The following is a 25,917-nucleotide window of genomic DNA, read 5'->3' on the forward strand; positions in this document are numbered from 1 at the left end:
AACTCATCCTGAACCGCAATGTGGAAACACAGGAAACTGCTGATGAATTTATTGTGAAAGTGCCATTAAAACTGAACAACCAAAGCAAATGAAGGTAGTAATTGTAGAAGACGAGCACTTTGCTGCTGAAAAACTGATGCAGCAATTAAATACCGTCGCCCCGGAGGCGGAGGTGCTTGCGGTGTTGGAATCGGTGGAGGAATCGGTGAACTGGTTTGCTGAGAATCCTGCTCCCGATTTGGTTTTTATGGACATTCAGCTCGACGACGGACTTTCGTTCGAAGTTTTTGATGAACTGGAAATAAAAGCCCCAATAATTTTTACCACAGCTTTTGACGAATACGCCATTCGTGCCTTTAAAGTAAACAGTGTTGACTACCTGCTAAAACCCATCGAGCTGGAAGCTTTGCGCTCGGCTTTGGAGAAATACACGGAGTTGTATGGCCAGCACCAACTGCTGGAAGACAAGGTGGCTAAAGTGATCGAACAGTTGTCGAGAACCTACAAGTCGAGGTTCTTTATTAAAATCGGTAACCGTTTTCAGTCCATCCAGGTGAGTAAGATCTGCTGCTTTTTTGTGCAGGAACGCAGCACTTTTATAAAAACCATGGAAGGCAAAACGTACGACCTTGACTTTTCGTTGGATCAGCTGCAAAAAATGGTCGACCCCGATCAGTTCTTCCGCATTAGCCGGAATTACCTGGTAAACATTAACTGCATTAACGAAATTGTGGGCTACTCCTCTACTCGATTGAAACTAAAACTGGCTGCGGAGCTGGGCGAAGATGTTATCGTTAGCCGCGATAAGGTTTCGGGTTTTAAGCGGTGGATGGATCAGTGAGAAAAGAGTTGGAAGCTCGAAGTCCAAACTTCCGTCTTCGGACTCCAGTCTTACGTCTTGCACAAAAAAAAGGAGCCATCGCTGACTCCTTTTCTATATACAATTATAGCTTTTCTTTTAAGCCAATTTTGCGTCAAGTTCAATTTCTGCAGTACCACCTGCATACAAGCGCGAAATCGGGCATTTTTCTTTTGCAGCTGCTGAAAGTTCCGCAAATTTCTCTTGCGACAAACCTTCGCATTTTGTTACGTTTGTTAATTTAATCTTGGTAATGGCTGGTCCGCCATCCACTTCGCCAAGCGTAACTGCTGCCTCTGTTTCAACACTTTCGGGTGTTAAATCTTCGCCGCTAATTAAAGCTGCCAAAAACATAGAGAAACAACCCGAGTGTGCTGCACCTACCAGTTCTTCAGGGTTGGTTCCTTTTCCATCTTCAAAACGCGATGCAAAAGTAAACGGCCCGCTGTAACCGGTGATGTTCATATTTCCTTTTCCCTCTTTAAGAGTTCCGTTCCAAACTGAATTTACTTTTCTTACTGACATAATTCTCAAGTTTAAAGTTTTCGATTATAATGTTTCGTCGCCTGGATTCCAGTTACATCCGGTAAGACCAGGATTCTGAGTAGCTTCCAAAGCACGTAATACTTCTGTTACGTTTCGTCCGGTAGCATCGTTGTTGCAATTTACCCATTGTATTCTTCCTTCCGGATCAACAATAAATGTTGCACGATAAGCAACGCTACCAGGTTGTAAGATACCTAATTTTTTGCTTAACGACTTTGAAGTGTCTTCGATGAGTGGATAGCTGAGATTTGACAAACGCGGATCATTCGATTTCCATGCCAGATGAACCTCTGCAGTATCGGTTGATACACCGTACAATTCGGCATTCAGCTCTTCAAATTTAGCGTGGTTGTTGTTAAACTCAACAATCTCGGTTGGACACACAAAAGTAAAGTCTTTCGGGTAAAAATAAATTACCATCCATTTCCCTGCTTTTTTATGATCTTCAGATGTTACTGTTCCGAATTGATTGTCGGCTAAAATTGCTTGCTTTTTAAACTTTGGGAATTTATCTCCTACTGATTTCATGATTCTTTGTTTTTGATTTTTAAAATTCTACACAAATGTAGATGGAAATACCACTCGTGTCAAATTGATTTTTTTTAAGCTAAATAGACAAAAGCTATACTAAAAACAGTAAACCACTGAGGTTGAAGTTTGTTCACAATCGATAATCAAAAAAATGACTCCGAAAAGAGCAACCATATTTCGTTTTTTCTGCTTGTTTCACAGCATTGTTTGTTGAACCGTCAGCATATATCATTATATTTAACCGTTTTTTGAATTATATTTCAAGATTATTTAATACCTATCCGATTAAAACTAGTATTGTTATGGAGGAAAAATCAAAAATGACATCAGTATCAAGAAGAGCATTTCTTGGTACAACAGCAGCAGCCGCTGCAGGATTTACAATTGTTCCGCGCCACGCAGTAGCAGGTCTTGGGCACAAAGCACCAAGTGACAAATTAAATATTGCCGCTGTGGGTATTGGAGGAATGGGAAATTCAAACCTTAGAAATCTTCAGTCTGAAAATATCGTTGCATTATGCGATGTTGACTGGAAGTACTCAGCACCTGTATTCGAACAGTATTCGAGTGCAAAAAAGTACAAAGACTGGCGTAAAATGTACGATGAAATGGGTGACAGCTTTGACGCTGTAGTAGTTGCAACTGCCGACCACACGCACGCAATTGTTGCCGCTCATGCCATTACAATGGGTAAGCACGTTTATGTGCAAAAACCATTAACTCACACTGTTTACGAATCAAGATTACTTACCAAACTGGCAGCCAAACATGGTGTTGCTACGTCAATGGGTAACCAGGGTTCTTCTGGCGAAGGTGTAAACCTGACCTCGGAATGGTTAGCCAACGGCGAAATTGGTGAAGTAACAAAAGTAGAAGCATTTACCGACCGTCCTATCTGGCCTCAGGGATTGAATACTCCTGAAAGAGGTGATTGGGTGCCGGATACATTAGATTGGGATCTGTTTACCGGTCCTGCAAAAATGCGTCCGTTTAACCAGGTTTATCATCCATGGAACTGGCGTGGCTGGTGGGATTATGGTACTGGTGCACTTGGCGATATGGCTTGCCATATTCTTCACCCGGTATTTGTTGGGCTTGATTTAGGTTATCCTATTCATACTCAAGGAAACTCTACACTGTTATTACAAGATTGTGCTCCTACTGCCCAATCGGTAAAACTTACTTACCCGGAACGTAAAGCAAATGCCGATAAACCATGGAAAGGCTTGAAGAAAAACACGCTTCCTCAAGTTGACGTACACTGGTACGACGGTGGTATTAAGCCAATGCTCCCTGAAGGTTGGCCAGATGGAAAAGACCCTAACGATCAGGGTGGTGGCGTAATTTTCCACGGAACAAAAGACAAACTGATTTGCGGATGTTACGGTGTAAACCCATGGTTATTATCGGGTCGCGAGCCTAACGCTCCTAAATTCCGTCGCCGTGTAGAAACCAGTCACGAAATGGATTGGGTACGTGCATGTAAAGAAACTACTGAGAATCGAGTTCCAACTGCATCAGACTTTAAAGAAGCAGGACCATTTAACGAAATGGTTGTAATGGGTGTTCTGGGTGTTCGTTTACAAGGGCTGAATAAAGAACTGGATTGGGATGGTGAAAACATGCAATTCACTAACCTTACCGACAGTGAAGAAATCAGAACTGTTATTAAAGACGGTTTTGCTATTCATGATGGTCATCCAACATTCCAGAAAACGTGGACTGATCCTGTTCCTGCAAAAGATTTTGCTGCTGAATTGATCAAGCATACTTATCGTAAGCCTTGGAGTTTACCTGATATGCCTGCATAATTTCATTTTTAACAGATAATAGAAAGGTGTTTGCAATTGCAGACACCTTTTTATTTGTCTAATTTTTAGCAAATGCTTGCGTATATTCATCCAAATTTGTAAACTTGCACCCCGAAAATCGTATATATTAATTACATTTTCACTCCGGGCCTATAGCTCAGTTGGTTAGAGCACCTGACTCATAATCAGGGGGTCGCTGGATCATGCCCAGCTGGGCCCACTTAAACATCAAGCAGTTACGAAATTAATCGTAACTGCTTTTTTATTTCCTTGCATACCATTTACGTACAAAGTTGTAGATAACAAGCAACCAAAAGAAGTTTCCAAAGTAACTTTTAGATTTTAAAATAGCTCTGGGAAATAGGAATGTAAATTCAACGGGTCATCCATAAGTTTCTGTTGTTGTTTTAATCTCTCGGCCAATTCTTTAACTACCTTCTTATATTCAGGTTTTTCTGCCAGATCGTAGATTTCTTCCGGATCATTTTCTACATCGAACAAAAGAATTTTATCTGCTTCAGGATAGACTATCAACTTATATTTTTCATTGCGGACCATACGCTGTAAATTTATATAAGCGCCATAAATTTCAGAATAGGGACTCGATTTAACGTCATTGTTAATTGCCGGCATTAAACTATTAAATTCAACGTATTGCGGTTTTTCGATTCCTGCCAAATCCAGGGTAGTAGCCATAACATCCTGAAGATAAACCTGCATATCTCTTTTCTCATTTCCCGGAATATTGGGGCCTACAACAACCAGTGGCACTCGCATACTATGATCAAACATATTTTGTTTTCCCACAAGCCCGTGGTGCCCTACCGAAAGACCATGGTCAGCACTAAAAAGGATATATGTATTTTTATCCTGCCCCGTTTCCTTCAAATGAGATATAATTCGTCCAATCTGCTCATCCATGTGTGTGATAATTGCGTAATATTCCTGGCGGTGCACTTTAATGGAATACGCTGTGCGTGGGAACGGAGCTAGTTTTTCATCCCGTAATTCGGCTCCACAACCAATTGCGTCTTTATAAGGATACAAGTCCATAAAGTTTTCCGGCACAGCAACATTCTCCAACGGATACATATCCACATATTTTTTTGGCGACTGACGCGGATCATGCGGCGCATTAAAAGCCAGATACATAAAAAACGGATTTTTACTCAATTTTGCTGAATCCAAAAATTGAATTGCATTGTCGCCAACCACTTCGCTCCAGTGTTTTCCTCCTTGCCAAAAACCGCCCCGCTTTTTTTGCCAGGGTAACCAGGTTGTATCGGCTGAAGATTGTGGCCTGTTATAGGCTTCGGGAACTGATGCCGGCATTCCCGGGCGAATATCAATGGCTGTATTAAAAATGGTCTTTGCATCTTGCTTCACATGCCATTTGCCGGTCATATAGGTATCGTATCCGGCATTTTGCATCAATAAACTCCAGAATTGACCATCCTCTTTCATTTTCGGATAGTTTTTTTCTGAATTGCGGGCATGCCATATAAATCTTCCGGTATTCAGCATTGCACGACTGGCAACACAAACTGCACCATTCCAACCTCCCATATTATAGGTATGAGTGAATGTAACTCCCGAATTTGCCAGTTTATCAAGATTTGGCGTAATTACTTCAGAATTCCCCATTGCATTCACTCCCAGGTAGGTTTGATCATCAGCAAAAATAAAAAGGATGTTAGGTTGTGCGTCTATAAACCCTGGTGTCAAAATCAATAGTATAAGAAAGAAATACATCGATTTCGAGGTATTTCCCTTTAGATATAACTGGTCAAGGTTGAATAAAGCCATTGTTTTCAATTATTGTTTCGATTTCTTCGTTGTTCCTGATGATCGAGATATGCTTTCAGGTATTTTTGATTTAGTTCATCGCTGTCGCCATATTTAACGCGAACCTCTTCAAGTTTTTCATGAAGCATCTTTTGCACATCGGCATACTCCGGATTGTTGTAGACATTTTGCATTTCCTTAGGATCTTTCTCCAAATCGTACATTTCCCATTCGTCGATATCGTAATAAAAATGCATGAGCTTGTAACGATCGGTGGCCACTCCATAATGCCGTTTTACCATGTGTACCGATGGATATTCATAGTAAGTGTAATAAACGGCATCGCGCCACTCATCAGCTTCGCCACTCACCAGTTTGCGGAACGATTCTCCCTGCATCTCTTCCGGAACCTCAACACCTGCATAGTCAAGAATAGTCGGCGCAAAATCGAGGTTCTGTACCAGCCTGCCAATTTCTGTTCCGGCTTCAATTTCTTTAGGGTAACGCACCAAAAGTGGTGTGCGGAAAGATTCTTCGTACATAAAACGTTTGTCGAACCAACCATGCTCGCCTAGATAAAATCCCTGATCAGAGGTATAAATTACGATGGTGTTTTCTGCCAGTCCCGATTCTTCGAGATAGTCGAGCACTTCACCCACACCGTCGTCTACCGATTTAATGGTGCGTAAATAATCTTTTATGTAACGGTTAAATTTCCAAAGGCCAATTTCTTTTTCAGAAAGATTTGGATATTCAGCTTTGAAGGCATCATTCTTTGGCGTATAAGCAGCAAGCCAGTCCACTAACTGTTTTTCGTTAAAACGGTTTAATTCGCGCTGAAAACCGGTGCTGTCTCCATTCGGATCAACAATCATTTTAAAATCGTGTCCCCAGCCTGCATGTCCGTCAATTTGCATTTCCTGCTCTCTGGCAGCTGTTCCCATACCACTGTAATCATCAAAATAATTTGATGGAGGATTGAATGTTTTGTCATCATACAAACCAAGGTATTCCGGTGCTGATTTCCAGTTGCGGTGTGGTGCTTTCTGGTGGTAAAGCACACAGAAAGGCTTATTGGGATCGCGTTTGTTTTTTAACCAGTCGAGAGTGGTTTCAGTAATAATATCGGTACAGTAGCCTTCTTTTCGTACCCGTTCGCCGTCAATCAGAAAATCCGGATTGTAGTAATTACCCTGTCCGGGAAGTACCATGGAAAAATCAAATCCCTGAGGAATTCCGTCCAGATGGATTTTACCGATCATAGCAGTTTGGTAGCCGTTTGCCTGAAGCAACTTTGGGAAGTTGGGTTGGTCCCAGTTAAAAGGCTGAACATTGTCCACTTTCCCGTTGATAAAACTGTGCTTGCCCGTAAGCAAAACTGCTCGGCTCGGAGCGCAAATGGAGTTGGTTACACATGCGCGGGAAAAAATGGCACCCTCGTTGGCCAGCCGGTCGATGTTTGGTGTTTCATTCAATCCATGCCCATAAGCACTTATAGCCTGGTAGGCATGATCGTCACTCATAATGTAAATAATATTGGGGAGTTGTTCGGTTTCTTTCTGTTTTGATGAACACGAACATAAAAAGGCCCCAACTAAAAAAATAGCAGCAACTATTCTAAATGGTCTAATCATAGTATTGTACTTAAGATTCTAATATAAATATTGCAAAAGATGGCCTCCAGCTAAAACTGGGAGCTATCATAACTAACTATGTTATTCAAAATACCTATCAATCATTTCAATAAGTTTTCCCTTGTTTATAGGCTTGGCAATATAATCATCACAACCAGAGATTCTTGCCTGTTCCCGATCACCTTGTAAAGCATGTGCTGTTTGAGCAATTATTTTTACCTTCTTATTAAATTTTCTTATTTTTTCAGTTGCTTCTAAACCATTCATTCCCGGCAATTTAATATCCATTAAAACAAGGTCGAAATTTGAGTTATTTTTACATATTTCAACTGCTTCAGTTCCGTTTCTGGCTATCTGAATATTTTTAGCTATGTCTTTTATAATCGTTGATAAGTATAAAGAACTGACATCATCATCCTCAACAATTAGAATATTCAAATTTTTTGCTTTGTCAGAGATCTTATTTTGAACCTTCGTTTTACTTTTTGTCTCTGATTTTACGGGCTTATATGATACTGTAAAGAAAAATGTTGAACCTTTGTTTTCTTCTGATTCCACCCAAACAGTTCCACCTAACATCTCGACATAAGATTTCACAATTGCCAGCCCCAGTCCAGATCCTTCACGTGCCTGTTTGTCTTCAATGTCGGCCTGCTCAAAACGGTTGAAAACAGCGTCTTTCCTTGCAGCAGGAATTCCAATGCCAGTGTCTTTCACATAAAATTCAAGTAAATCAACTTTCTTTTCACAGCCAATTTTAATGCTTCCTTTTTCAGTAAATTTAATTGCGTTTTTTATAAGGTTCGTAAGAATTGAATCTAATTTGTTTTTATCCGAAATTATAAAAGATTCATTCTCCGATAATTTATTTTCTAGGGTTAACTTCAATCCTTTCTTTGTTGCTTCAAAATTGAAAAAATCATATAGGGCTAAAATATGTTTACTAATATTTAGTTTATTTGAATTTATAGTTATTTGTCCGGAATCAATTTTTGAAATTTCAATGATATCATTGACCGTACTCAACATCCGATTACCACTTTTTTTAATAATCTCAATGTATTTTTGCTGCTGTGCTCCAGTCAGGTCGTGTTCTTGCAATAAACTAGTGAACCCCAGAATTCCATTCATAGGTGTTCGGATTTCATGGCTCATATTAGCCAGAAAAGCTGATTTTAAGCGGTCGCTTTCTTCTGCTTTTTCTTTGGCTTTTCGTAGTTCTATCTCCATTTGTTTTCGCTCGGTGATATCAATTTCAATACCATCCCAACAAGCTACTCCATTAATTATGCGTGGTTTTGAGATGAAATAAGCCCACCTGATGTTTCCATTGGGAGTAATTGCTCTTGCCTCTGCTTCAAATACAGACATGTTTTTTAATGCTTCTTTTTCTTTTTCAATAAGCCCTTCAACATCATCAGGGTGCAACTTGCCATAAATTAAATTCGCATCTTCTTTTGCTTCTTCCTCCGTACAGCCATATAAATCTTGTACATTGTTACTAATGTAGTTGAATTGCCTACGATTTTCATCAAGCATGGCTACCTGATAAATCATGCCATTAACAAAATTATCGGAGATAAGTCTTAATTGTTTTTCACTTTCTTCCGCTTCTTTCTTGGCTTTCAGTAATTTTTCTTCGGCTTTTTTACGATCTGTGATATCTCTGCCAACACCAAGAACTCCGATTATATCATTGTTACTACCGGCTAGCGGCGTTTTTATAGTTTCCAGTATTTCAGAATGACCATCAATAGCAAATGTAATTTCTTCTTCATTAATGATAGGACCTCCTGCATTCATTGCGCGGTTATCATGATTTCTGAAAAAATCCGCTAATTCTTTTTCTACAAAATCATAGTCAGTTTTACCGATTATTTCACTTTTACTTTTACCAAAGAAATCTTCAAAACGTTTATTACAATTTAAGTATATTCCATTGGTATCTTTCACCCAAATCAAATCAGGAGTAGCGTTAACAATTGTCTTGAGTAATCTTCTGTTTTCTTCTGCTTTTTCTTTAGCCTCAATAAGTTGGCTTTCCAACTCTTTTCTTTCCGAGATATCAACGCCCACGCCCACGCTTCTTCCATCGGGAATTTCCACATTGGCCCAGGTAGTTTCAATATCTCGCCCATCTTTTGTGCGCATAATTAAATCCTGAAATACAGGCTGGAGAGCTGCCATAAATCCTAAAACGTGCTCACGATATTCAGGGTCAGGATAAGCGAGTTCCATAATATTATTATGCTGCGCATCTTCATTCGTCCAGCCAGTTATGTTTTCTACCGCATTATTCAAAATTACCGAATTTACTTCACTGTCGTAAATAGTTACCATAACCGGTATAGTGTCGATAATGGTTTGTAGAAGCTGTTTCTCGTTATTCAGCTGTTCTGTACGTTCTTTAACTTGTTGTTCTAATTTTAACTGATGATTTGCAAGTAGCTTTCGTTGCTTTTTTTGTTCCAAAATTACACCAATCATAAACATAAAGTTGGAAAGATAATCTTGGTAGGGCTGAAACTTATTCGTATCTGAAAGCGTCAGGTTTATATATCCGTAAAAAGAATCATCCACTTGGATTGGCAGGGAGATTTTTTTTGATTCATGATTGGAAATTTCCTCCTGATTGCCGTAATATTTAGCTTTTTCAATGCCTGGCACATCCAATAATCCTTTACAAACAAAACTAAATATTGAATCTTCATTTGGCAGGTTTATAACAAAATTTTGCATGAGCATTAGTTTCCCTAATACTTTTGAATCAAGCGGATCTAAGGATTTTGATAACATTCGGATCAATTTGTAAGATCGTTTAAAAATTCATCAGGATTTATATAAAATGGATTGCGAACTACAGTCCCCCGAAGAATCATATAGGGATGTACTTTTAAAATATCCAGAATAGATGAACCACTGAAATCATTACTGTTATACTGGCAAACGGTTGTTATGGGATATTCTTCAATCAGTTTATTTACTTTCGACTCATACTCCAACAGTTTTTCTCCACCCTTTATTTGCTCAATATTTTTTGTCATCTCGCCAATTATCCTTGCTCCGGACAAATTTTGGGTTACGCTTCTGTTGTGAAAGCTTTTTAATAGAGATATCATTCTGTTAGGATCGAATTCATTGTCTTCAAAATAGGTTTCATTGGCACCAGACAAAGTAAACTTATCTGATTCCAAATAATCATAGAGTGATATTCCATTTTGCTGTAAAAAATGATTAATTTTCTTCTTGTCTTCCTTATCTGAAAAACAGGCGACTTTTTCGTTTGATTTCAGACCGCTAAGGATAAATTTTGAAATGGAATCAGTACGTTCTTCTTCATCACTATAAATTTGACAGATATGAATTCCTGAATCAAATTGCTCATTTGTAAATCCTAATGATACCTTTTTATTCTTTATACACATGATTCAATTAATGTAATTAATTTTAACCAGCAATGCAAAATATTACCGATTTATATGGTTCATGGTGCCTGTGTAACAGGTATGTATTGGAATAGCCAACAAAACAGACCGCGGTCCTTCAGCTGTTTAAACTCCTATATCAGCTAAGGCTCTGACAATTCCCGGAAGGGTTTAACAAAGTAACTTTATGATTTATTTTTTTTTTGATATACTGATACATTTTTTCACCAAATGATTAGCTGAATATTAAAAATAATACTTGCAATTAATACAACTATAGTTTCACTAAATGTATAATCATTGTAATATCGATCATCTAAAAAAGATCAATCAAATCATTTGTATTATGCTATTTTTGAAGGAAACTTTTATTCAACTAAATCGTTTTGGATTAAATTTGGTGTTCTTTCGCATAAACATGTTCGTATAGTTCCTTTAGTGCTTTATTAATGAACTCCCCCGCCGCAGAGCAGAAGGGGTATCAATAAGGAATTAATCGTTTAATCGCCCCAAGGGGCGGGGAATAAAACCTATAGATCACTCGACAAAAGCTCGGGATCAGTTCGACTTTGTAATTCCAGTTCACTTTGTTTCTGAAATCAAAGTCTCACTGAGATAATTCATAAGCGAGTTAAAGAACAATCACCCCTTCAATTTTATCCGCCTTTTCAGTTATCTCAACAATCTGATCCGCCGATTCCATAAGTGTTACACAGGTAACCGAAACGTGTTTCAGGTTAGCAGTATGCTTAAATGTTACATTTCCTTCCTTCGGAAGAATGGCTTTTATTTGCTCAACCTTACCATCTTCATTAGGTGTTATAAATTTAAACATATATTTCAGCGGCCAGGTTTCCGTTTCCATTAACCGGTAGCGCAGGTTTTTATATTTATCAGTACTCATATTTTTCACTTACTTTTAGTAATACAGCTAAGGCTTTCTTTTCGTTCACTATTTTAACCAAAAATTTAATTTTGGTGCTGCGATACGAGGGCTTAAAATTCCATGCAAATATTAGAATTTTAGACTAATTTCAACTCTTAACATTATTATTGTATTTTAGGAACTGGTTTTAATTAATTATTCAACCAACAAACCTGAGATTTGAAAAAGACTTTACTTATATTAATTCTTATTTTCCCCTTGCTTGGTATTGGCCAGGTAAAAAGGATTGGAGTACCCAATATTCTGAATTATACGAAAGCAGCTTATAATGCCGGAACCCAAAACTGGGGGGTAGCACAAGACCCGAATGGGTTTATGTATTTCGCCAATAACGATGGCCTTCTTCGTTTTGATGGTCTTAACTGGGATTTGTTTCAGGTCTCAACCACTTCTGCTGTGCGGTCAGTTTGTATCGATGATGAAGGAGTAATTTATATTGGGCTGGATGACGATTTTGGAATTTTTGAAACCTATTCGGAAAGTGGCCCGGTATTTCATAGTTTGCTCGACAAACTCCCCGACAGTACTATTGAAACTGATATTATCTGGAAAATTTACAACACACAATATGGCATCGTCTTTCAATCCTATCAGAACATTTTTATTTATAACAATGGAGCGATACAGACAATTAAACCTGAAGAAGCGTTTTCCTATTCATTTTATGTAAACAAACGGCTCTTCTTTCACGAACCGGGAGTGGGTTTGTTCGAATATATAAATGGGTTTGTAAACAAAGTCCCCTGGGCAGAAGAACTTCAGAACAACGAAATATTGTCGATGGTAAGTTTTTTCGAGAATCATTTATTAATTGGAACAGCACAGGAAGGTTGGTTCGAATACAAAAGTGGGAAGCTCGAAAAATGGGATGTCCCTGCCAACGAACAGGTTAAAAAAGATATTTTGTTTTGCGCAATAAAACTAAGCGGCAACAACCTGGCCATTGGAACAATATTGAACGGATTGATTATTGCCGATTCTGATGGCAATATTATTCAACAGTTAAACCGCGATAACGGACTGCAAAACAACACCGTTCTTAGCCTTAACACCGACCATTCAGGCAACTTATGGCTTGGCCTCGATAATGGTATTGACTATATCGAGCTAAACTCGCCTTTAAGCTATATATCAAGCGAAGAGGGAATAAGTACCGGCTATTGCTCCATTGTGCATAATAATATTCTTTATTTGGGAACCAACCAGGGACTTTTTGCCAAACCCTTCAGTCCAACCGTTCAGAATACTACTGAATCTTTTGAGTTGATTTCAGGAACAGAAGGCCAAGTATGGAGTTTAAAAGTAATTGATAAGCAATTGTTTTGTGGCCACCACCTGGGAACTTTCATTATTAATGGAAAAAAAGCCACTCAAATCAGCAGTGAGCCCGGAGGCTGGACTTTCATTCAGTTAACCAAATCGCCTGAACTGGCTATTGGAGGAAATTACAGCGGAATTTCCCTATATCATTTTGAAGAAAACCAATGGAAATTTAAACAGAAAATTAAAGGCTTCAGCGAGTCGAGTCGTTTTTTAACGGAAGATAACAACGGCAATATTTGGGTAAGCCATGGAACACGAGGTGTTTTTCGTGTTCGTTTAAACACCCGCCGCGATTCGGCAATCAACGTTAAAAAGTATAGTACTAATGATGGATTACCCCAGGATCATCTCAATATTCTTCTCAACATTGGTGATCCATGGATTATTTCAACAGTTGACGGAATATACATTTACAATGGTGCTACCGACCGCTTTGAAAAAGACCAGTCAAGAAACGAGATGTTTGACCTTGACGATCGCCTAAAATATGTCGAGGAAGATATACAGGGAAATTACTGGTACATTACTGAAAGCGGTGTAGGAGTTCTTCTTAAAAACGACGATGGGAGTTACACCAAGCTTACAACTCCATTTAAACAACTGAACAACAAACTGGTGCAAGAGTGGGAATTCCTCTATGTACATGGTACCGACAATGTGTTTATCGCCACCGAAGATGGCTTCGCACATTACTCTTCGCGTATTGTTGCATCATACAATCAGCCATTTCCCAGTTTTATTACCAGCGTGGATATTCCTAATTCCGACACGGTTATTTTTCCAAACGAACTGCAAACCCAATTTGAGTTCCCCTTCCAAAAGAATGCATTTCGTTTTCATTTTTCAGCACCGTTCTATCCCAACCCCGAGCAACTTGAGTTTAGCTATTTTATCGACAATTATTCTGAAGCCTGGTCCCCCTGGTCCTCCGATAATTACCGCGATATAAACAATCTGCCTGAAAATGATTATAAATTTCGAGTAAAGGCCAGGAATAGTTTTGGCATTGAAAGCGAAGAGGCCAGCTTTTCTTTTGTGATCACCCCGCCCTGGCATCGTTCAAAAATGGCCATATACGTTTACATTTTCATTCTATTTATATTGGTGTTAATTGTGGCCTGGATTATTAACAGACGCTTTGAAAAATCGCGAAAAGAAGAACGCAAGAAACACGAAAAAACACTTCGGAAGAGGGAAAAAGAATTTAAAGAACAGTCGTTGGTTGCCGAAAAGGAAATTATTCGTTTAAAGAATGAAAAACTAGAGGCCGAAAAACTCGCACTGGATAAGGAGTTGGCCAACCAAACGTTGAGTATCGTCAATAAAAATAAGTTCCTCATGAAAATAAACCAGGAACTAAAGCAGGTAGCTAATGAAACTTCTGATGGAGCCCTTAAAACGAAAATGGCCATTTTAAAAAAACGTATTGAAAAAGAGATCGATAATCAGCATCAAAAGAAAATATTCGAAAGTTATTTTGAAGAAGTGCATGCTGATCTCTTTAATCGTTTAAAAGATAAATTCCCGCAGTTATCACCAAAAGATTTGAGGCTTTGCGCCTACATTCGAATGAATATGTCGACCAAGGAAATAGCAACATTGTTAAACATCTCTGATCGCGGAGTGGAAATCAGTCGATATCGACTTCGAAAAAAACTTAATATTTCACGTGATGTAAATCTATCTACCTTCCTTCTGAACTTTTAAGAAAATCATTTCCTGTTGTATAGCATATATAACATGAGATATTAAATCCCATTAAAACACAGACACACCAATGCTGATTATCAATTGTCTAACTAACTATTGATGTATTTTTGATGTATTTTTGATTTATCCGAGATGTGTTTTTGAAGGGCTATTTTCTAGTCATTTTCGGATTAATTCATCAATCTTCGAATTGTTAATTTTTGTTTAACCAATAATAAATGTTTAAGATTGTACCAATATTGTACATGTAACAATAAGATATTAACTATTGCTAATCTAAATACTATGAATTTAAATCACACTTTGGATCCCTCCAGAACTATTATTCCATTTATAAAGGAGTCTTAAACAATCTAAATTCACAATTTAGATATGATGTGCATAAATTGACTATTAATACTATTATCAAAATTAGATCTATGAAAGAAAAACTAGTAATGAGAAAAATGCTCATGTTATTCGTGGGTACATTTTTCGTCTTGGGGGCATTTGCCCAGGAAGTTGTTCTGAAAGGTGTTGTAACCTCTTCTGACGATAATCAGCCTTTACCAGGGGTGACTATAACAGTTGCAGGAACCACCAACGGAACAGTAACCGACTTTGATGGTAATTACGAATTTACGGTACCATCAGATGCAACGCTTGTGTATTCGTATATAGGAATGAAGACACAAACAATCGGTGTAGAAGGAAGAACAGAGATCAATGTTCAACTTGATCCTGATTTATTTAACGTTGACGAGGTAGTTGTTGTTGGTTACGGTGTTCAGAAGAAAATCCTGACCACTGGAGCCAATTTAAATGTAAAAGGAGAAGATATTGCAGAACTTAATACTGGTTCAGCAATGGAAGCTTTACAGGGAGTTGCTGCCGGTATTAGTATTACACGAAACAATGGTTCGCCAGGCGCAGGAACCCGGGTTACTATTCGTGGTTTAGGAACCATCGGAAACTCCAACCCATTATACATTGTTGATGGTGTGGCTGTTGGAGACATTGACTACTTGAGTCCTTCGGACATTGAGTCAATTGATGTATTGAAAGATGCGGCATCTGCAGCGATTTATGGTTCGAGAGCTGCAAACGGAGTTGTGTTGGTAACAACCGTAAAAGGAAGCGAAGACCGACCAGCAAAGATCTCCTACGACGCTTATTATGGAATTCAGAATATATATAAAAATCTGGATCCGTTAACTGCCCAGGAGTATATGTATATTATGGATGAAGGCCGAGTTAACGATAACAAGGCGCCAATGGATTGGCAGAAGGAAATTACAGGAAACAACTGGCTTAGAAGCAACTATGGCGACGCATTAGCAGACCAGTTAGGTAATGACGTTTGGGGAGCACTTCAAAATGGTTGGGAAGGTACCAATTGGATTGATGAAATTACCAGTAGTAATGTTCCAATGCAAAGTCATGCTTTAAACATTACCGGCGGAAGCAAAGATATAACCTACTCTGCAGGGATTTCGTATTTCGACCAAAAAAGTATTATCGGAAGTGAAATAACTGATGCCGGATATAAAAGATTGACAGCGAGGTTAAATACCGAGATGGTATTGAAGAAGAATAAGGAACACAGTATTATTACAGTTGGGGAGAATATCACCTATACCAATACAGAAAACAGAAGTGCCAGAACCGGTAATATCTACTGGAACGACTTGCACAATGCACTTGTTCAACACCCTTTAATGCCTGCTTACTGGCAACCAGCTATTGATAATAATATCAACCAATTTGGTTTTACGCCAACCATGGATGACATAAATCAAGCTACCAACCCAATAGCCTCAATGTACTATGCTACTAACTACAACTATGGTAAAGGAAACCGGGTTGTTGGAAACGTGTATGCAATAGTTGAACCTATTAAAGACTTAAGATTAAGATCTTCATACGGACTCGATGCATGGTTTGGATGGGGCAGATCGATGAACCCGACTTATCGGTTAGGAACACTTTATACCGATGCCACTGACGGAGCTTCGCAAAACCAATACCTGGGAAGTAACTGGACATGGACAACCACACTTTCATACGATCGTCAGTTTGGCGACCATGACATAACTGGTTTAGTTGGTTATGAGCTACTTCAAAACGACATCAATATGAATGTATCAGGTTCAAGAAATAATTTATTATTCCCTGGTGATCCTCGCTATGCCTATATTAATAATACCGAAAGTCCGGGTTCTATCAGCGATATTACTACATCAGGAGCTGACTGGGCTGCCGGCGGTGGCGGTTTAATGTCGTACATGGCAAGAGCACAATACAATTACCAAGAGAAATACCTGCTCTCTGTTACAATGCGTGCAGATGGTTCTTCTAACTTTGCAAAAGGTAACCGTTGGGGATATTTCCCTTCAGTATCAGCAGGATGGGTGCTTACCAGTGAAGACTTTATGGAAAGCACTTCAGATGTTCTTGATTTCGCTAAAGTGCGTTTAAGCTGGGGACAGAACGGTAACCAATCAATCGACAACTTTATTTACTCTTCGCAAATAACCTATGCTTTCCCTGGTTATTTCTTTGGAGATACAAAACCGGTATCGGGTACAACAGCATATCCTTCAAAAGTTCCAAACCCAGACGTAACATGGGAAACTTCGGAGCAGTTGAATATCGGACTTGATGCGAGACTACTTGGTTCAAGACTTGGTGTTGCGTTAGACTGGTATAAGAAAACCACAAAAGACTGGCTGGTTGTAGCACCTATTTTGGGTACGTCAGGCGCCGGAGCTCCTTTTATCAATGGAGGAGATATTGAAAATAAAGGTTTTGAATTGGTACTAAACTGGAACGACAATATCAGTGATTTTAAATATGGTGTTATTTTAAGCGCTGCACATAATAAAAACGAGGTAACAAGAATTGCCAATACCGATGGAATTATTCACGGACCTTCTCACGTAATATCGCAAGGTACAGCAGAGGTTTCAAGAGTTGAAGTTGGTCAGCCAATCGGTTATTTCTACGGATACGAAACGGATGGAATTCTGCAGAATCAGGATGAAGTTGATGCTTATGTGGGACCTGATGGAGCACCTTATTTTAACGATCAGCGTCCTGGTGATGTTCGTTTTGTAGATAAAAACATGGACGGAACAATCGACGAAAATGATAAAGGATATTTGGGAAATCCTAATCCTGATTTAGAAATGGGACTGCAACTAAACCTTGCTTACAAAGGATTTTACGTAAACACCACTTTGGCCGGAAAATTCGGAATGCAGGTAATGCAATCGTATCGTTCATTTGCTGATAGTCCAACACAAAACTACACCTCAACTGTTTTTGAACGTTGGCATGGTGAAGGTACTTCTACTAAGATGCCTCGACTGTCTTCTGTATCAAACCGAAATCAGCAGTACGTTTCTGACATTTACATGCATGATGCAGACTATGTGAGAATCAATAACTTGACATTTGGATACGATTTCAGCAAAATGCTTTCAAGTTTTGATGCTGTTTCAACACTTAAAGTATACGCTGCAGTAAATAACCTGCACACTTTTACAAGCTACGACGGAATGGATCCTGAAGTTCGTTTTGGACACGATGCCGGTTGGGCATCAGGAATTGACCTCGGATTATACCCATTACCAAGGACAGTAATGTTTGGATTAAGTGTTGCCTTTTAAATTTTAAAAACAAATGATGATGAAAAAACTAATATATATTACATTCCTTGCAGGATTACTTTTTGCAACGAGTTGTAGTCAGGATTATCTGGATACAGATAATTTATACGGGAAAAGTTTAGAAACCTTTTACAGCACTCCTCAGGATATAAAGGAGGCAATGGCAGGGGTTTATAATGCAATCTATACGCCTAACGTGCACAGTAACGAATCTGTTGCTGCAAGTTTAATGTCTGATTTAATGCTTGGTGGCGGTGGTGCTGATGATAAATCGGCAAAATGGGTTGATAACTTTGAAGACCCGGCAGAAGATACTTACAGAGATATGTGGGTACAATGCTACAATGGTATATCAAGGGCAACTGCAATTATCGACAAAACAGCAGAAGCTGACTTTTCAACCTATTTCAGCAGCCCTGAAGAAGCTCAGAACTTTAAAGATCAGGCGATTGGTGAAGCACTGTTCATGCGTGCGTTCTACTATTTCAGATTAGGGAAGTTTTTTGGTGGTGTACCTTTGATTGTTACATTCGATGCGCCAAGAGATGTGCCAAGATCGACTTATACAGAGACTTTTGCGCAAATTGCATCTGACCTTAAACTTGCAATCGAAACCATGCCAGCGGTTGCGTTTTCCAATATTCCGGAATCTGATTATGGTCATGCAAACAAATGGATAGCAGAGGCATATCTGGCCAGAGTATATTTGTTCTATACTGGTTATATGACCAATATTGAAGGTCAGGCTACCACTACATTACCTCTTGTTGATGGAGGTTCTTTGTCGGCATCAGATGTACAGAGCCATTTGGAAGACTGTATGAATAACAGTGGCTACGGACTGGTTGATGATTTCAGAAACCTTTGGCCGTACTCGTACGTAAACATTGCAGCCGGTGATACAACCATATTACCATGGGCAAATGAAAACGATCTTTCGTGGGTAGGCCAGGATGGCCACACACCTACTTTTGGTCGTGGAAATAATGAATCCATGTTTGTACAAAGGTTCTCTTTTGGTGACTGGGGATGGTCAAACGGAAATATTTATACCAACAGACTTGCTCTATTCACAAGCCTTAGAGATAACTCTTTAGTACCTTTTGGTCAAGGTTGGGGATGGTGCACTGTTAATCCAAGATTGTATACCGGATGGGATGACAACGACCCAAGAAAACTAGGTTCTATCCTTCAGGTTGGACAGGCCGACCAGGGAACCGGCGATTATGTGGGAGACAAAGGTGATCATGAAACAGGCTTTTTTAACAAGAAATATACTGCTATTCAATACTATAATACTGATGACCAGGCAAATGTGGGTATGTTCATTCAGTTGTACAATTGGGGAAATACCGATATGCAATTAATGCACGCACAGGATTTCATTTTTATGCGCTATGCTGACGTTTTGTTGATGCACTCTGAAATTTCAGGAACAGCAGATGGAATGAACGCTGTTAGAGCAAGAGCCGGATTAGATCCTGTTGCTTATTCTTTAGATGCACTTAAAGAAGAAAGAATGCACGAGTTAGCTTTTGAAGCGTTACGTTGGTTCGACCTTGTTCGCTGGGGAGATGTTAACACTGCTTTTGATGAAACAATAAGCGTGAGAAATTCAGGAAGTGAAGCGAATTACTCAGTTAACTACCGACCAGAGACCAAAGGGTTGGTTCCGATTCCGGAAACGGAAATGAGGTTATCAAATGGCATTTATGAACAAAATCCTGGATGGTAACAGGTTTTTAATATTAAAAGATATGAAAAGAAATAATATAATAATAAGTCTTTTTGTTGGATTGCTGGCACTGCTAATTGTGTCGTGCGATGCCATTGTTGACGAACAATTCCTTGAAAACAGTACAACTGTTGAAGGTGTTGAATTAGTTGCAACCCAGAACTCAGCAAATGGTAATCTTGTTGAGTTAAGCATGAATACGCCGGGAGTTACCGGTTATTGGGATTACAACTTAGGTGTGGCTTTAACCAATAAAGTTGAGATTGTTTATCCTATTCCAGGAACTTCAACTTTTACATTTGTAGGTACTTTGGGTGCTGAGTTTTTCGAGAAAACAATTGAAGTAACAGTTGATGTACTGGATACTCCTCTGGAGCAGGATTGGTACGACCTTGTTAGTGAAAATACGTCTGCAGGTAAAACATGGGTATTTGATGGTGGTCCCGAACCTGATGGTGGAATGTGGTGGTTTATGTCTGATCCCGGTAATCCATGGGGATTATGGTGGAATGCAGCAGGAGATTGCTGTCCTCCGGGTGATGCCGCTGGAAGCATGACTTTTAACCTGGATGGTGCTGCAAATTATATTTACGACGATGGTAACGGCAATGCAACCAATGCTTCCTTTGTGTTGGATACAGAAAACCAACAACTCCATCTGAACGGAGCTTCAATATTGGGTTATGATGCTGATCGAGTAAATCCCGACGGTGTTTATAATATTGTTGAACTGACCGAAGATAAAATGGTTCTTTTTACACCTACAAACGCTGGTGGCACAGGCTGGACTTGGGTGTTGGTTCCTGCTGAATAATAGTTTTGATTATTTATAGAGTTTAGCTATCAAAAGGGGAGGTAATTCTCCCCTTTCTGATAGCTTTTTATTCACCACTTAATGGTACTTAAAATTGTTGGTATCAGGGTTTTGTATTGTCTAAACCAAAATAATTCTTATCATACTAACAATCTGAATTCCTTTACTTTATTACTTAAAAAAACAAATGAAATCCAGTCTTTTCATACTGTGTATTTTTCTAACCAATCTTAACACTTTTGGGCAGGTTGGCGAATTATTGTGGGAAGACGATTTTAACGCCGGACAGCTCGACCTTGAAAACTGGAATATCGAAACAGGAACCGGGGTAAACGGCGATTTTGGAACAGGACAGCTAGATCGTGCGACAAACCGCCAAGAGAATATTAGTTTCCAAAATGATGTGTCAGGAGCAGAAAATGGCTGCCTGGTAATTACAACACGAAAAGAATTTTACATCGACAGAAATTATACCAGTGGCAGAATTAATACAGCCGGGAAAAAATCGTGGGGACCGGGACACCGAATTGTAGCCAGAATTTATCCGCACGATGTAAAACAAATGGGACAAGGTTTTGCCTTTTGGATGATGCCCGATGAAATTCCGGAGGGCTGGAACAGCCTGATGTGGCCGCAAGGTGGCGAAATCGATATTATGGAATATGTTGGACCTATTCCCTTTCATAATCTTGGTAGCGTACATTATGCCTGGTTTTGGCAAAACAACGAATGGGCCGAATGGAACCATGGACACCAGGGAGCATATTACAGCTACGAAACAAAACAAGTACCGAATCCTGTTGAACCGGGCTACGGAAATTATCCGCCCGATGAAAACGATTTGAATGCCGGGAGTTACGGATTTCATACTTATGGAATCGACTGGTATTCAGACCGGATAGAATTTTTTATCGATGACAATACCTATCATATCCATCACTTGAACGACGGCGGCGTCTTCGCTGTGGATGGAGAAGACGAATCAGCTGTTATACTAAAGGAAGGAAGAAGAGTTAACGTTTCAGAATATTCCAATCATTTCTCTGAGTGGCATCCGTTCGAGCACAAAATGTATCCAATTCTAAGCGCCGGAGTAGGTGGATCTACCTATTCATATGGTGGAGCCATTGTTTCAGCGGCAGAATTCCCATGCTCTGTTTTTATCGATTGGTTGCGGGTTTATAAACTGGATATTAATGTAGGAATTAATCAGGTTACATCCCGGGAATTTAAAATCTACCCTAATCCCGCAAAAGACAATTTTACTATTAGCGCCAAAAATACCGGTAAATACGAAGTTAAACTGGTCGATATTTCAGGAAAAACAGTTAACCAGAGCACCTTTAGCCATACAACAGAAATAAATACCTCTGAAATTGAGAAGGGTATGTATATGATTCTGATCGACGATGGAAAACGATCTGTTTCAGAAAAAATAGTAATTCAATAAGTAAAAAATATGCTTAAATCATTCAATAACCAAAAACAGAACTGGCCATTTTTACTGGCACTTCTAATACTCATCTCACCCTTAAACGGATGCAGCGAAGATGATACTGATGCAGGTTTCACTTCCGATTTTTCGTATTCATTTATTGATGATAATAACGTTCAGTTCACCAATGAATCAGAAGGAGAGTACTTAAGAATGAACTGGGATTTTGGAAACGGGCAGACCGAAACAACAACATCTAAAACACAATCTTATGATGTTTATTACCCGGTAGCCGGAGATTACGATGTTAATCTTTTGGTAATTGGTTTTGATGGAGAGCAAAAATCTGCCTCGAAAAAAGTAAACATTGCAACTACTGATTTTGCAATTAGTTTTACTGCCGAACCCGATGGCAGCAATGCGAACCTAATCAACCTCGAAAATACTTCAGACGGGAATTACGATTCCTTTCAATGGGAATACCGCAATAAAATTGTAGCTGACGAAACCAATACAGCTGCCTATTTCCCTTATGCCGGAACGTATAAAATCGAACTTATTATCACCAAAAATGGGGAAACCTATACTACTACAAAAAATGTAACCATCGCAAACGACGACCCCGATCACTTTTCAAGATTGGAAATGGTTTGGTCGGATGAATTTGATGGAGATGCAGTTAACTCCGACAACTGGACTTTCGAAACCGGCTCAGGAGGTTGGGGAAACAACGAGTTGCAAAATTATACCAATGCCGCAAATGCAGAGATAAATGATGGTATTCTTACCATTACTGCCGAAAAAGTAAACGACAATAAAGTTCCGGGGTCCTATACTTCAACCCGCATAATTACCAGCGGCAAACAAGAATTTACTTACGGACGAATGGAAATACGAGCCAAACTGCCTTCGGGCAGAGGAATCTGGCCGGCAATCTGGATGCTAGGTGCCAATATTGGCAATGTAGGCTGGCCAGCCTGTGGCGAAATTGATATTATGGAATACGTGGGCTACCAACCCAACACCGTGCATGCAACAGTGCATACTTCGGCAGGTTCCGGCGGAGATGGAAGCGGAAGCAGCAAAACGCTCAACACGGCCGAAGAAGAATTTCATGTTTACGGAGTGTTTTGGACCGAAAAGGAAATGGTTTTCTATACCGATTCACCTGAGAATGTGACTCATCGATATGCACCGTCAAATAAAACCAGCGACAACTGGCCGTTCGACAAACCACAGTTTTTTATTCTGAATGTGGCTGTCGGAGGTAATTGGGGCGGCGCACAGGGAATTGATAATTCAATCTTCCCACAAATGATGGAAGTAGATTACGTTCGTGTATACCAGGAAATGTAGAACTAAAAACTAACTAAAATGAAGATTAGAGCATTAATTTTGATTATTGGGACTTGGCTACTGGCAGGTTGTTCAGCCACATTCACCGACAGTCCTGATCAGACAGAACAAAGAATCAACAGTTTGTTGAACGAGATGACACTTGATGAAAAAATCGGACAGATGCAGCAGGCTAACGATGGTTTTTTCGGAGATGAAGAGGCGACAAAACAAGCCATTAGAGATGGAAAAGTTGGATCATTTCTAAATATGATTGGCGCTGATAAAGTTGCCGAATTTCAACGTGTAGCACTTGAAGAAAGTAAACACGGAATTCCATTGCTTTTTGGACGTGATGTAATTCACGGATATCGAACCATTTTCCCAATTCCACTGGGAATGGCTTCGTCGTGGGAACCTGAATTGGCTGAAAAAGCTATGCGCATTTCGGCCATTGAAGCCTCATCGATGGGTATTAACTGGACTTTTGCACCGATGATGGACGTTACCTGGGATCCGCGCTGGGGACGAATTGCTGAAAGTTGTGGCGAAGATCCGCTGCTGACTTCTGAATTTGCAGTGGCCATGGTAAAAGGTTTTCAGGGCGACTTAAGTGATCCAACGGCAGTAGCCGCATGCGCCAAACATTTTGTAGGTTACGGCATGTCAGAAGCCGGCCGCGATTACAATACCACGTACATTCCCGAAGCGCTGTTACGAAACGTTCATCTTCGTCCGTTTAAAGCTGCAGCCGACGCCGGAGTACTAACATTTATGTCGGCATTTAACGATTTAAACGGCGTGCCAACATCTGGAAACGAATTCACGCTGAAACAAATTTTACGCGACGAGTGGAACTATAAAGGGATGGTAGTTAGCGACTGGGGATCGATTGAGGAAATGATCAACCACGGTTATGCGGCCGATAAAAAACATGCCGCCGAAATTGCAGCAAAAGCCGGTGTTGATATGGAAATGGCAACTACCTGTTACGCTGATAATTTAAAGACTTTAATTGAAGAAGGCGCGATTACCGAAGCAATGATTGACGAGTATGTTGGCAATATTCTGCGTGTAAAACTAAAAATGGGCTTGTTCGAGAAACCTTACAACAACCACGTTTCAACAGATACGATTTTGGCACCTTCACACCTCGAAGTATCGCGCGAAGCGGCACGAAAGAGTATGGTTTTGCTGAAAAACAATAATAACACTTTGCCCATCTCAAAAAATATTCGCTCCCTGGCAGTAATTGGCCCACTTGCCGATGCAGCCCGCGATCAGTTGGGAACATGGATCTTTGATGGACAAGGCGAAGACTCGACAACTCCAAAAGAAACTTTCGGAGAGATTCTTGGAAGTAAAATGAACTATGTTCCCGGATTGGAATACAGTCGCGATAAATCGACAAAAGGATTTTCAGCAGCCATTGCTGCAGCAAGAAATTCTGACGCTATTTTATTCTTTGCCGGCGAAGAGTCAATTCTTTCGGGTGAAGCAAATGCACGCGGAATTATTGATTTGCCGGGTATTCAAACAGAACTGATTACAGAACTCAAAAAGACGGGGAAACCACTTATTTTGGTTGTGATGGCCGGAAGACCACTGGGAATTGGTGCCGAGATGGAAATGGCTGATGCGGTTCTTTATGCCTGGCATCCGGGAACAATGGCCGGACCGGCAGTGGCAGATTTAATCTTTGGCGACTTCTCGCCTTCAGGTAAATTACCCGTAACTTTTGTTAAAGGTGCCGGACAAATTCCATTCTATTACTACCGTAAAAACACAGGCCGCCCTGCAACCGAAGATGATGTTACCTATATCGATGATATTCCTCGCGATTCAAAACAACTTTCGCTCGGGTTTAAATCCATGCACATCGATTATGGAGTTACTCCTCTCCTGCCGTTTGGATATGGCTTGAGTTACACCGATTTTGAGTACGGCAATCTAAAACTGTCTTCTGATGAAATGTCAACAGATGGAACGATCACGGTTTCGGCCGACATTAAAAATATTGGGCATTACGAAGCCGAAGAAATTGTACAGCTATATATACGAGACCAAGTGGGAAGTATTACCCGACCTATTAAAGAATTAAAAGGTTTTGAAAAAATCAATCTAAAACCGGGAGATGTAAAAACAGTGAGCTTCGAGTTGAAAGCAGAAGATCTGCAATTTTTTAACGGCGACGATTTCGTAATTGAACCGGGAGATTTTGATGTTTGGGTCGGTCCGAATTCGGATGAAGGATTGCACCATACTTTTAGTTTACAATAAGTTCATTTAACGCGAATAGCAGACCTGAGGAAACATCAGGCTGACATTCAGGAACAGGCATTTCCATTTGCGAAATGCCTGTTGTCGTTTATAACTAT

At 39.7% G+C, this 25,917-nt stretch carries 16 protein-coding genes and 1 tRNA gene; 10 read left to right on the top strand and 7 right to left on the bottom strand.

The window, feature by feature from the left end; translation table 11 throughout:
* The first annotated feature begins 88 nt into the window (after window positions 1–88).
* Entirely contained in the window at window positions 89–841 is a 753-nt protein-coding gene (locus G0Q07_RS00005) for a LytR/AlgR family response regulator transcription factor (protein WP_163344042.1), read from the top strand.
* Between the two features lie 117 nt (window positions 842–958).
* On the opposite strand, the gene G0Q07_RS00010 is transcribed toward G0Q07_RS00005, so the two are convergent.
* Together G0Q07_RS00010 and G0Q07_RS00015 are read right to left on the bottom strand one after the other, a co-directional pair.
* Window positions 959–1,384 carry an OsmC family peroxiredoxin gene (locus G0Q07_RS00010; RefSeq protein WP_163344044.1) on the bottom strand — a complete coding sequence of 142 codons (426 nt, stop codon included), beginning with the start codon at window positions 1,382–1,384 and terminating at the stop codon, window positions 959–961.
* A gap of 24 nt (window positions 1,385–1,408) precedes the next feature.
* Complete coding sequence (locus G0Q07_RS00015) at window positions 1,409–1,933, bottom strand: peroxiredoxin (RefSeq protein WP_163344045.1); 525 nt, start codon at window positions 1,931–1,933, stop codon at window positions 1,409–1,411.
* Between the two features lie 305 nt (window positions 1,934–2,238).
* Here G0Q07_RS00015 and G0Q07_RS00020 point away from each other — a divergent pair, with 305 nt between their 5' ends.
* Together G0Q07_RS00020 and G0Q07_RS00025 are read left to right on the top strand one after the other, a co-directional pair.
* Entirely contained in the window at window positions 2,239–3,747 is a 1,509-nt protein-coding gene (locus G0Q07_RS00020; RefSeq protein WP_246222951.1) for a Gfo/Idh/MocA family protein, read from the top strand.
* A gap of 146 nt (window positions 3,748–3,893) precedes the next feature.
* Window positions 3,894–3,967: transfer RNA gene (locus tag G0Q07_RS00025), tRNA-Ile, on the top strand.
* A gap of 122 nt (window positions 3,968–4,089) precedes the next feature.
* Here G0Q07_RS00025 and G0Q07_RS00030 read toward each other — a convergent pair.
* The 5 genes from G0Q07_RS00030 to G0Q07_RS00050 all read right to left on the bottom strand — a co-directional run bounded on the left by G0Q07_RS00030 (window position 4,090) and on the right by G0Q07_RS00050 (window position 11,495).
* Window positions 4,090–5,553 (bottom strand): sulfatase-like hydrolase/transferase, encoded by a 1,464-nt coding sequence (locus tag G0Q07_RS00030; protein ID WP_203532621.1) that lies wholly within the window; start codon window positions 5,551–5,553, stop codon window positions 4,090–4,092.
* 5 nt (window positions 5,554–5,558) lie between these two features.
* A complete protein-coding gene (locus G0Q07_RS00035; RefSeq protein WP_163344047.1) occupies window positions 5,559–7,166 on the bottom strand; it encodes a sulfatase family protein in 1,608 nt (535 codons plus the stop codon).
* An 81-nt stretch (window positions 7,167–7,247) separates the two neighbouring features.
* Window positions 7,248–9,962, bottom strand: a complete 2,715-nt coding sequence (locus tag G0Q07_RS00040) for a PAS domain-containing hybrid sensor histidine kinase/response regulator (RefSeq protein ID WP_163344049.1) — start codon at window positions 9,960–9,962, stop codon at window positions 7,248–7,250.
* Between the two features lie 5 nt (window positions 9,963–9,967).
* Complete coding sequence (locus G0Q07_RS00045; protein ID WP_163344051.1) at window positions 9,968–10,591, bottom strand: MEDS domain-containing protein; 624 nt, start codon at window positions 10,589–10,591, stop codon at window positions 9,968–9,970.
* Between the two features lie 631 nt (window positions 10,592–11,222).
* Entirely contained in the window at window positions 11,223–11,495 is a 273-nt protein-coding gene (locus G0Q07_RS00050) for a DUF493 family protein (protein ID WP_163344053.1), read from the bottom strand.
* 201 nt (window positions 11,496–11,696) lie between these two features.
* Here G0Q07_RS00050 and G0Q07_RS00055 point away from each other — a divergent pair, with 201 nt between their 5' ends.
* The 7 genes from G0Q07_RS00055 (at window position 11,697) to G0Q07_RS00085 (ending at window position 25,819) form a co-directional block, all read left to right on the top strand.
* Window positions 11,697–14,567, top strand: coding sequence for a ligand-binding sensor domain-containing protein (locus tag G0Q07_RS00055; RefSeq protein ID WP_163344054.1), 2,871 nt, complete (start codon window positions 11,697–11,699; stop codon window positions 14,565–14,567).
* A 422-nt stretch (window positions 14,568–14,989) separates the two neighbouring features.
* Window positions 14,990–18,220: a SusC/RagA family TonB-linked outer membrane protein gene (locus tag G0Q07_RS00060; protein ID WP_203532622.1), complete on the top strand. Its 3,231-nt coding sequence runs from the start codon at window positions 14,990–14,992 to the stop codon at window positions 18,218–18,220.
* A gap of 19 nt (window positions 18,221–18,239) precedes the next feature.
* Entirely contained in the window at window positions 18,240–19,955 is a 1,716-nt protein-coding gene (locus G0Q07_RS00065) for a RagB/SusD family nutrient uptake outer membrane protein (protein ID WP_163344056.1), read from the top strand.
* Between the two features lie 22 nt (window positions 19,956–19,977).
* Window positions 19,978–20,769, top strand: a complete 792-nt coding sequence (locus G0Q07_RS00070) for a hypothetical protein (protein WP_163344058.1) — start codon at window positions 19,978–19,980, stop codon at window positions 20,767–20,769.
* 187 nt (window positions 20,770–20,956) lie between these two features.
* Complete coding sequence (locus G0Q07_RS00075; RefSeq protein WP_163344060.1) at window positions 20,957–22,219, top strand: T9SS type A sorting domain-containing protein; 1,263 nt, start codon at window positions 20,957–20,959, stop codon at window positions 22,217–22,219.
* A 9-nt stretch (window positions 22,220–22,228) separates the two neighbouring features.
* Window positions 22,229–23,560 carry a family 16 glycosylhydrolase gene (locus G0Q07_RS20105; protein WP_203532623.1) on the top strand — a complete coding sequence of 444 codons (1,332 nt, stop codon included), beginning with the start codon at window positions 22,229–22,231 and terminating at the stop codon, window positions 23,558–23,560.
* An 18-nt stretch (window positions 23,561–23,578) separates the two neighbouring features.
* Window positions 23,579–25,819, top strand: coding sequence for a glycoside hydrolase family 3 N-terminal domain-containing protein (locus G0Q07_RS00085; protein WP_163344062.1), 2,241 nt, complete (start codon window positions 23,579–23,581; stop codon window positions 25,817–25,819).
* Window positions 25,820–25,917: the final 98 nt, after the last annotated feature.

Origin of the sequence: Draconibacterium halophilum (assembly GCF_010448835.1) — a bacterium.
GTDB lineage: Bacteria > Bacteroidota > Bacteroidia > Bacteroidales > Prolixibacteraceae > Draconibacterium > Draconibacterium halophilum.

Coding starts and splice junctions, on each gene's coding strand:
- G0Q07_RS00005 (WP_163344042.1), top strand. CDS start 89: ATGAAGGTAGTAATTGTAGAAGACGAGCACTTTGCTGCTGAAAAACTG.
- G0Q07_RS00010 (WP_163344044.1), bottom strand. CDS start 1,384: ATGTCAGTAAGAAAAGTAAATTCAGTTTGGAACGGAACTCTTAAAGAG.
- G0Q07_RS00015 (WP_163344045.1), bottom strand. CDS start 1,933: ATGAAATCAGTAGGAGATAAATTCCCAAAGTTTAAAAAGCAAGCAATT.
- G0Q07_RS00020 (WP_246222951.1), top strand. CDS start 2,239: ATGGAGGAAAAATCAAAAATGACATCAGTATCAAGAAGAGCATTTCTT.
- G0Q07_RS00030 (WP_203532621.1), bottom strand. CDS start 5,553: ATGGCTTTATTCAACCTTGACCAGTTATATCTAAAGGGAAATACCTCG.
- G0Q07_RS00035 (WP_163344047.1), bottom strand. CDS start 7,166: ATGATTAGACCATTTAGAATAGTTGCTGCTATTTTTTTAGTTGGGGCC.
- G0Q07_RS00040 (WP_163344049.1), bottom strand. CDS start 9,962: ATGTTATCAAAATCCTTAGATCCGCTTGATTCAAAAGTATTAGGGAAA.
- G0Q07_RS00045 (WP_163344051.1), bottom strand. CDS start 10,591: ATGTGTATAAAGAATAAAAAGGTATCATTAGGATTTACAAATGAGCAA.
- G0Q07_RS00050 (WP_163344053.1), bottom strand. CDS start 11,495: ATGAGTACTGATAAATATAAAAACCTGCGCTACCGGTTAATGGAAACG.
- G0Q07_RS00060 (WP_203532622.1), top strand. CDS start 14,990: ATGAAAGAAAAACTAGTAATGAGAAAAATGCTCATGTTATTCGTGGGT.
- G0Q07_RS00065 (WP_163344056.1), top strand. CDS start 18,240: ATGAAAAAACTAATATATATTACATTCCTTGCAGGATTACTTTTTGCA.
- G0Q07_RS00070 (WP_163344058.1), top strand. CDS start 19,978: ATGAAAAGAAATAATATAATAATAAGTCTTTTTGTTGGATTGCTGGCA.
- G0Q07_RS00075 (WP_163344060.1), top strand. CDS start 20,957: ATGAAATCCAGTCTTTTCATACTGTGTATTTTTCTAACCAATCTTAAC.
- G0Q07_RS20105 (WP_203532623.1), top strand. CDS start 22,229: ATGCTTAAATCATTCAATAACCAAAAACAGAACTGGCCATTTTTACTG.
- G0Q07_RS00085 (WP_163344062.1), top strand. CDS start 23,579: ATGAAGATTAGAGCATTAATTTTGATTATTGGGACTTGGCTACTGGCA.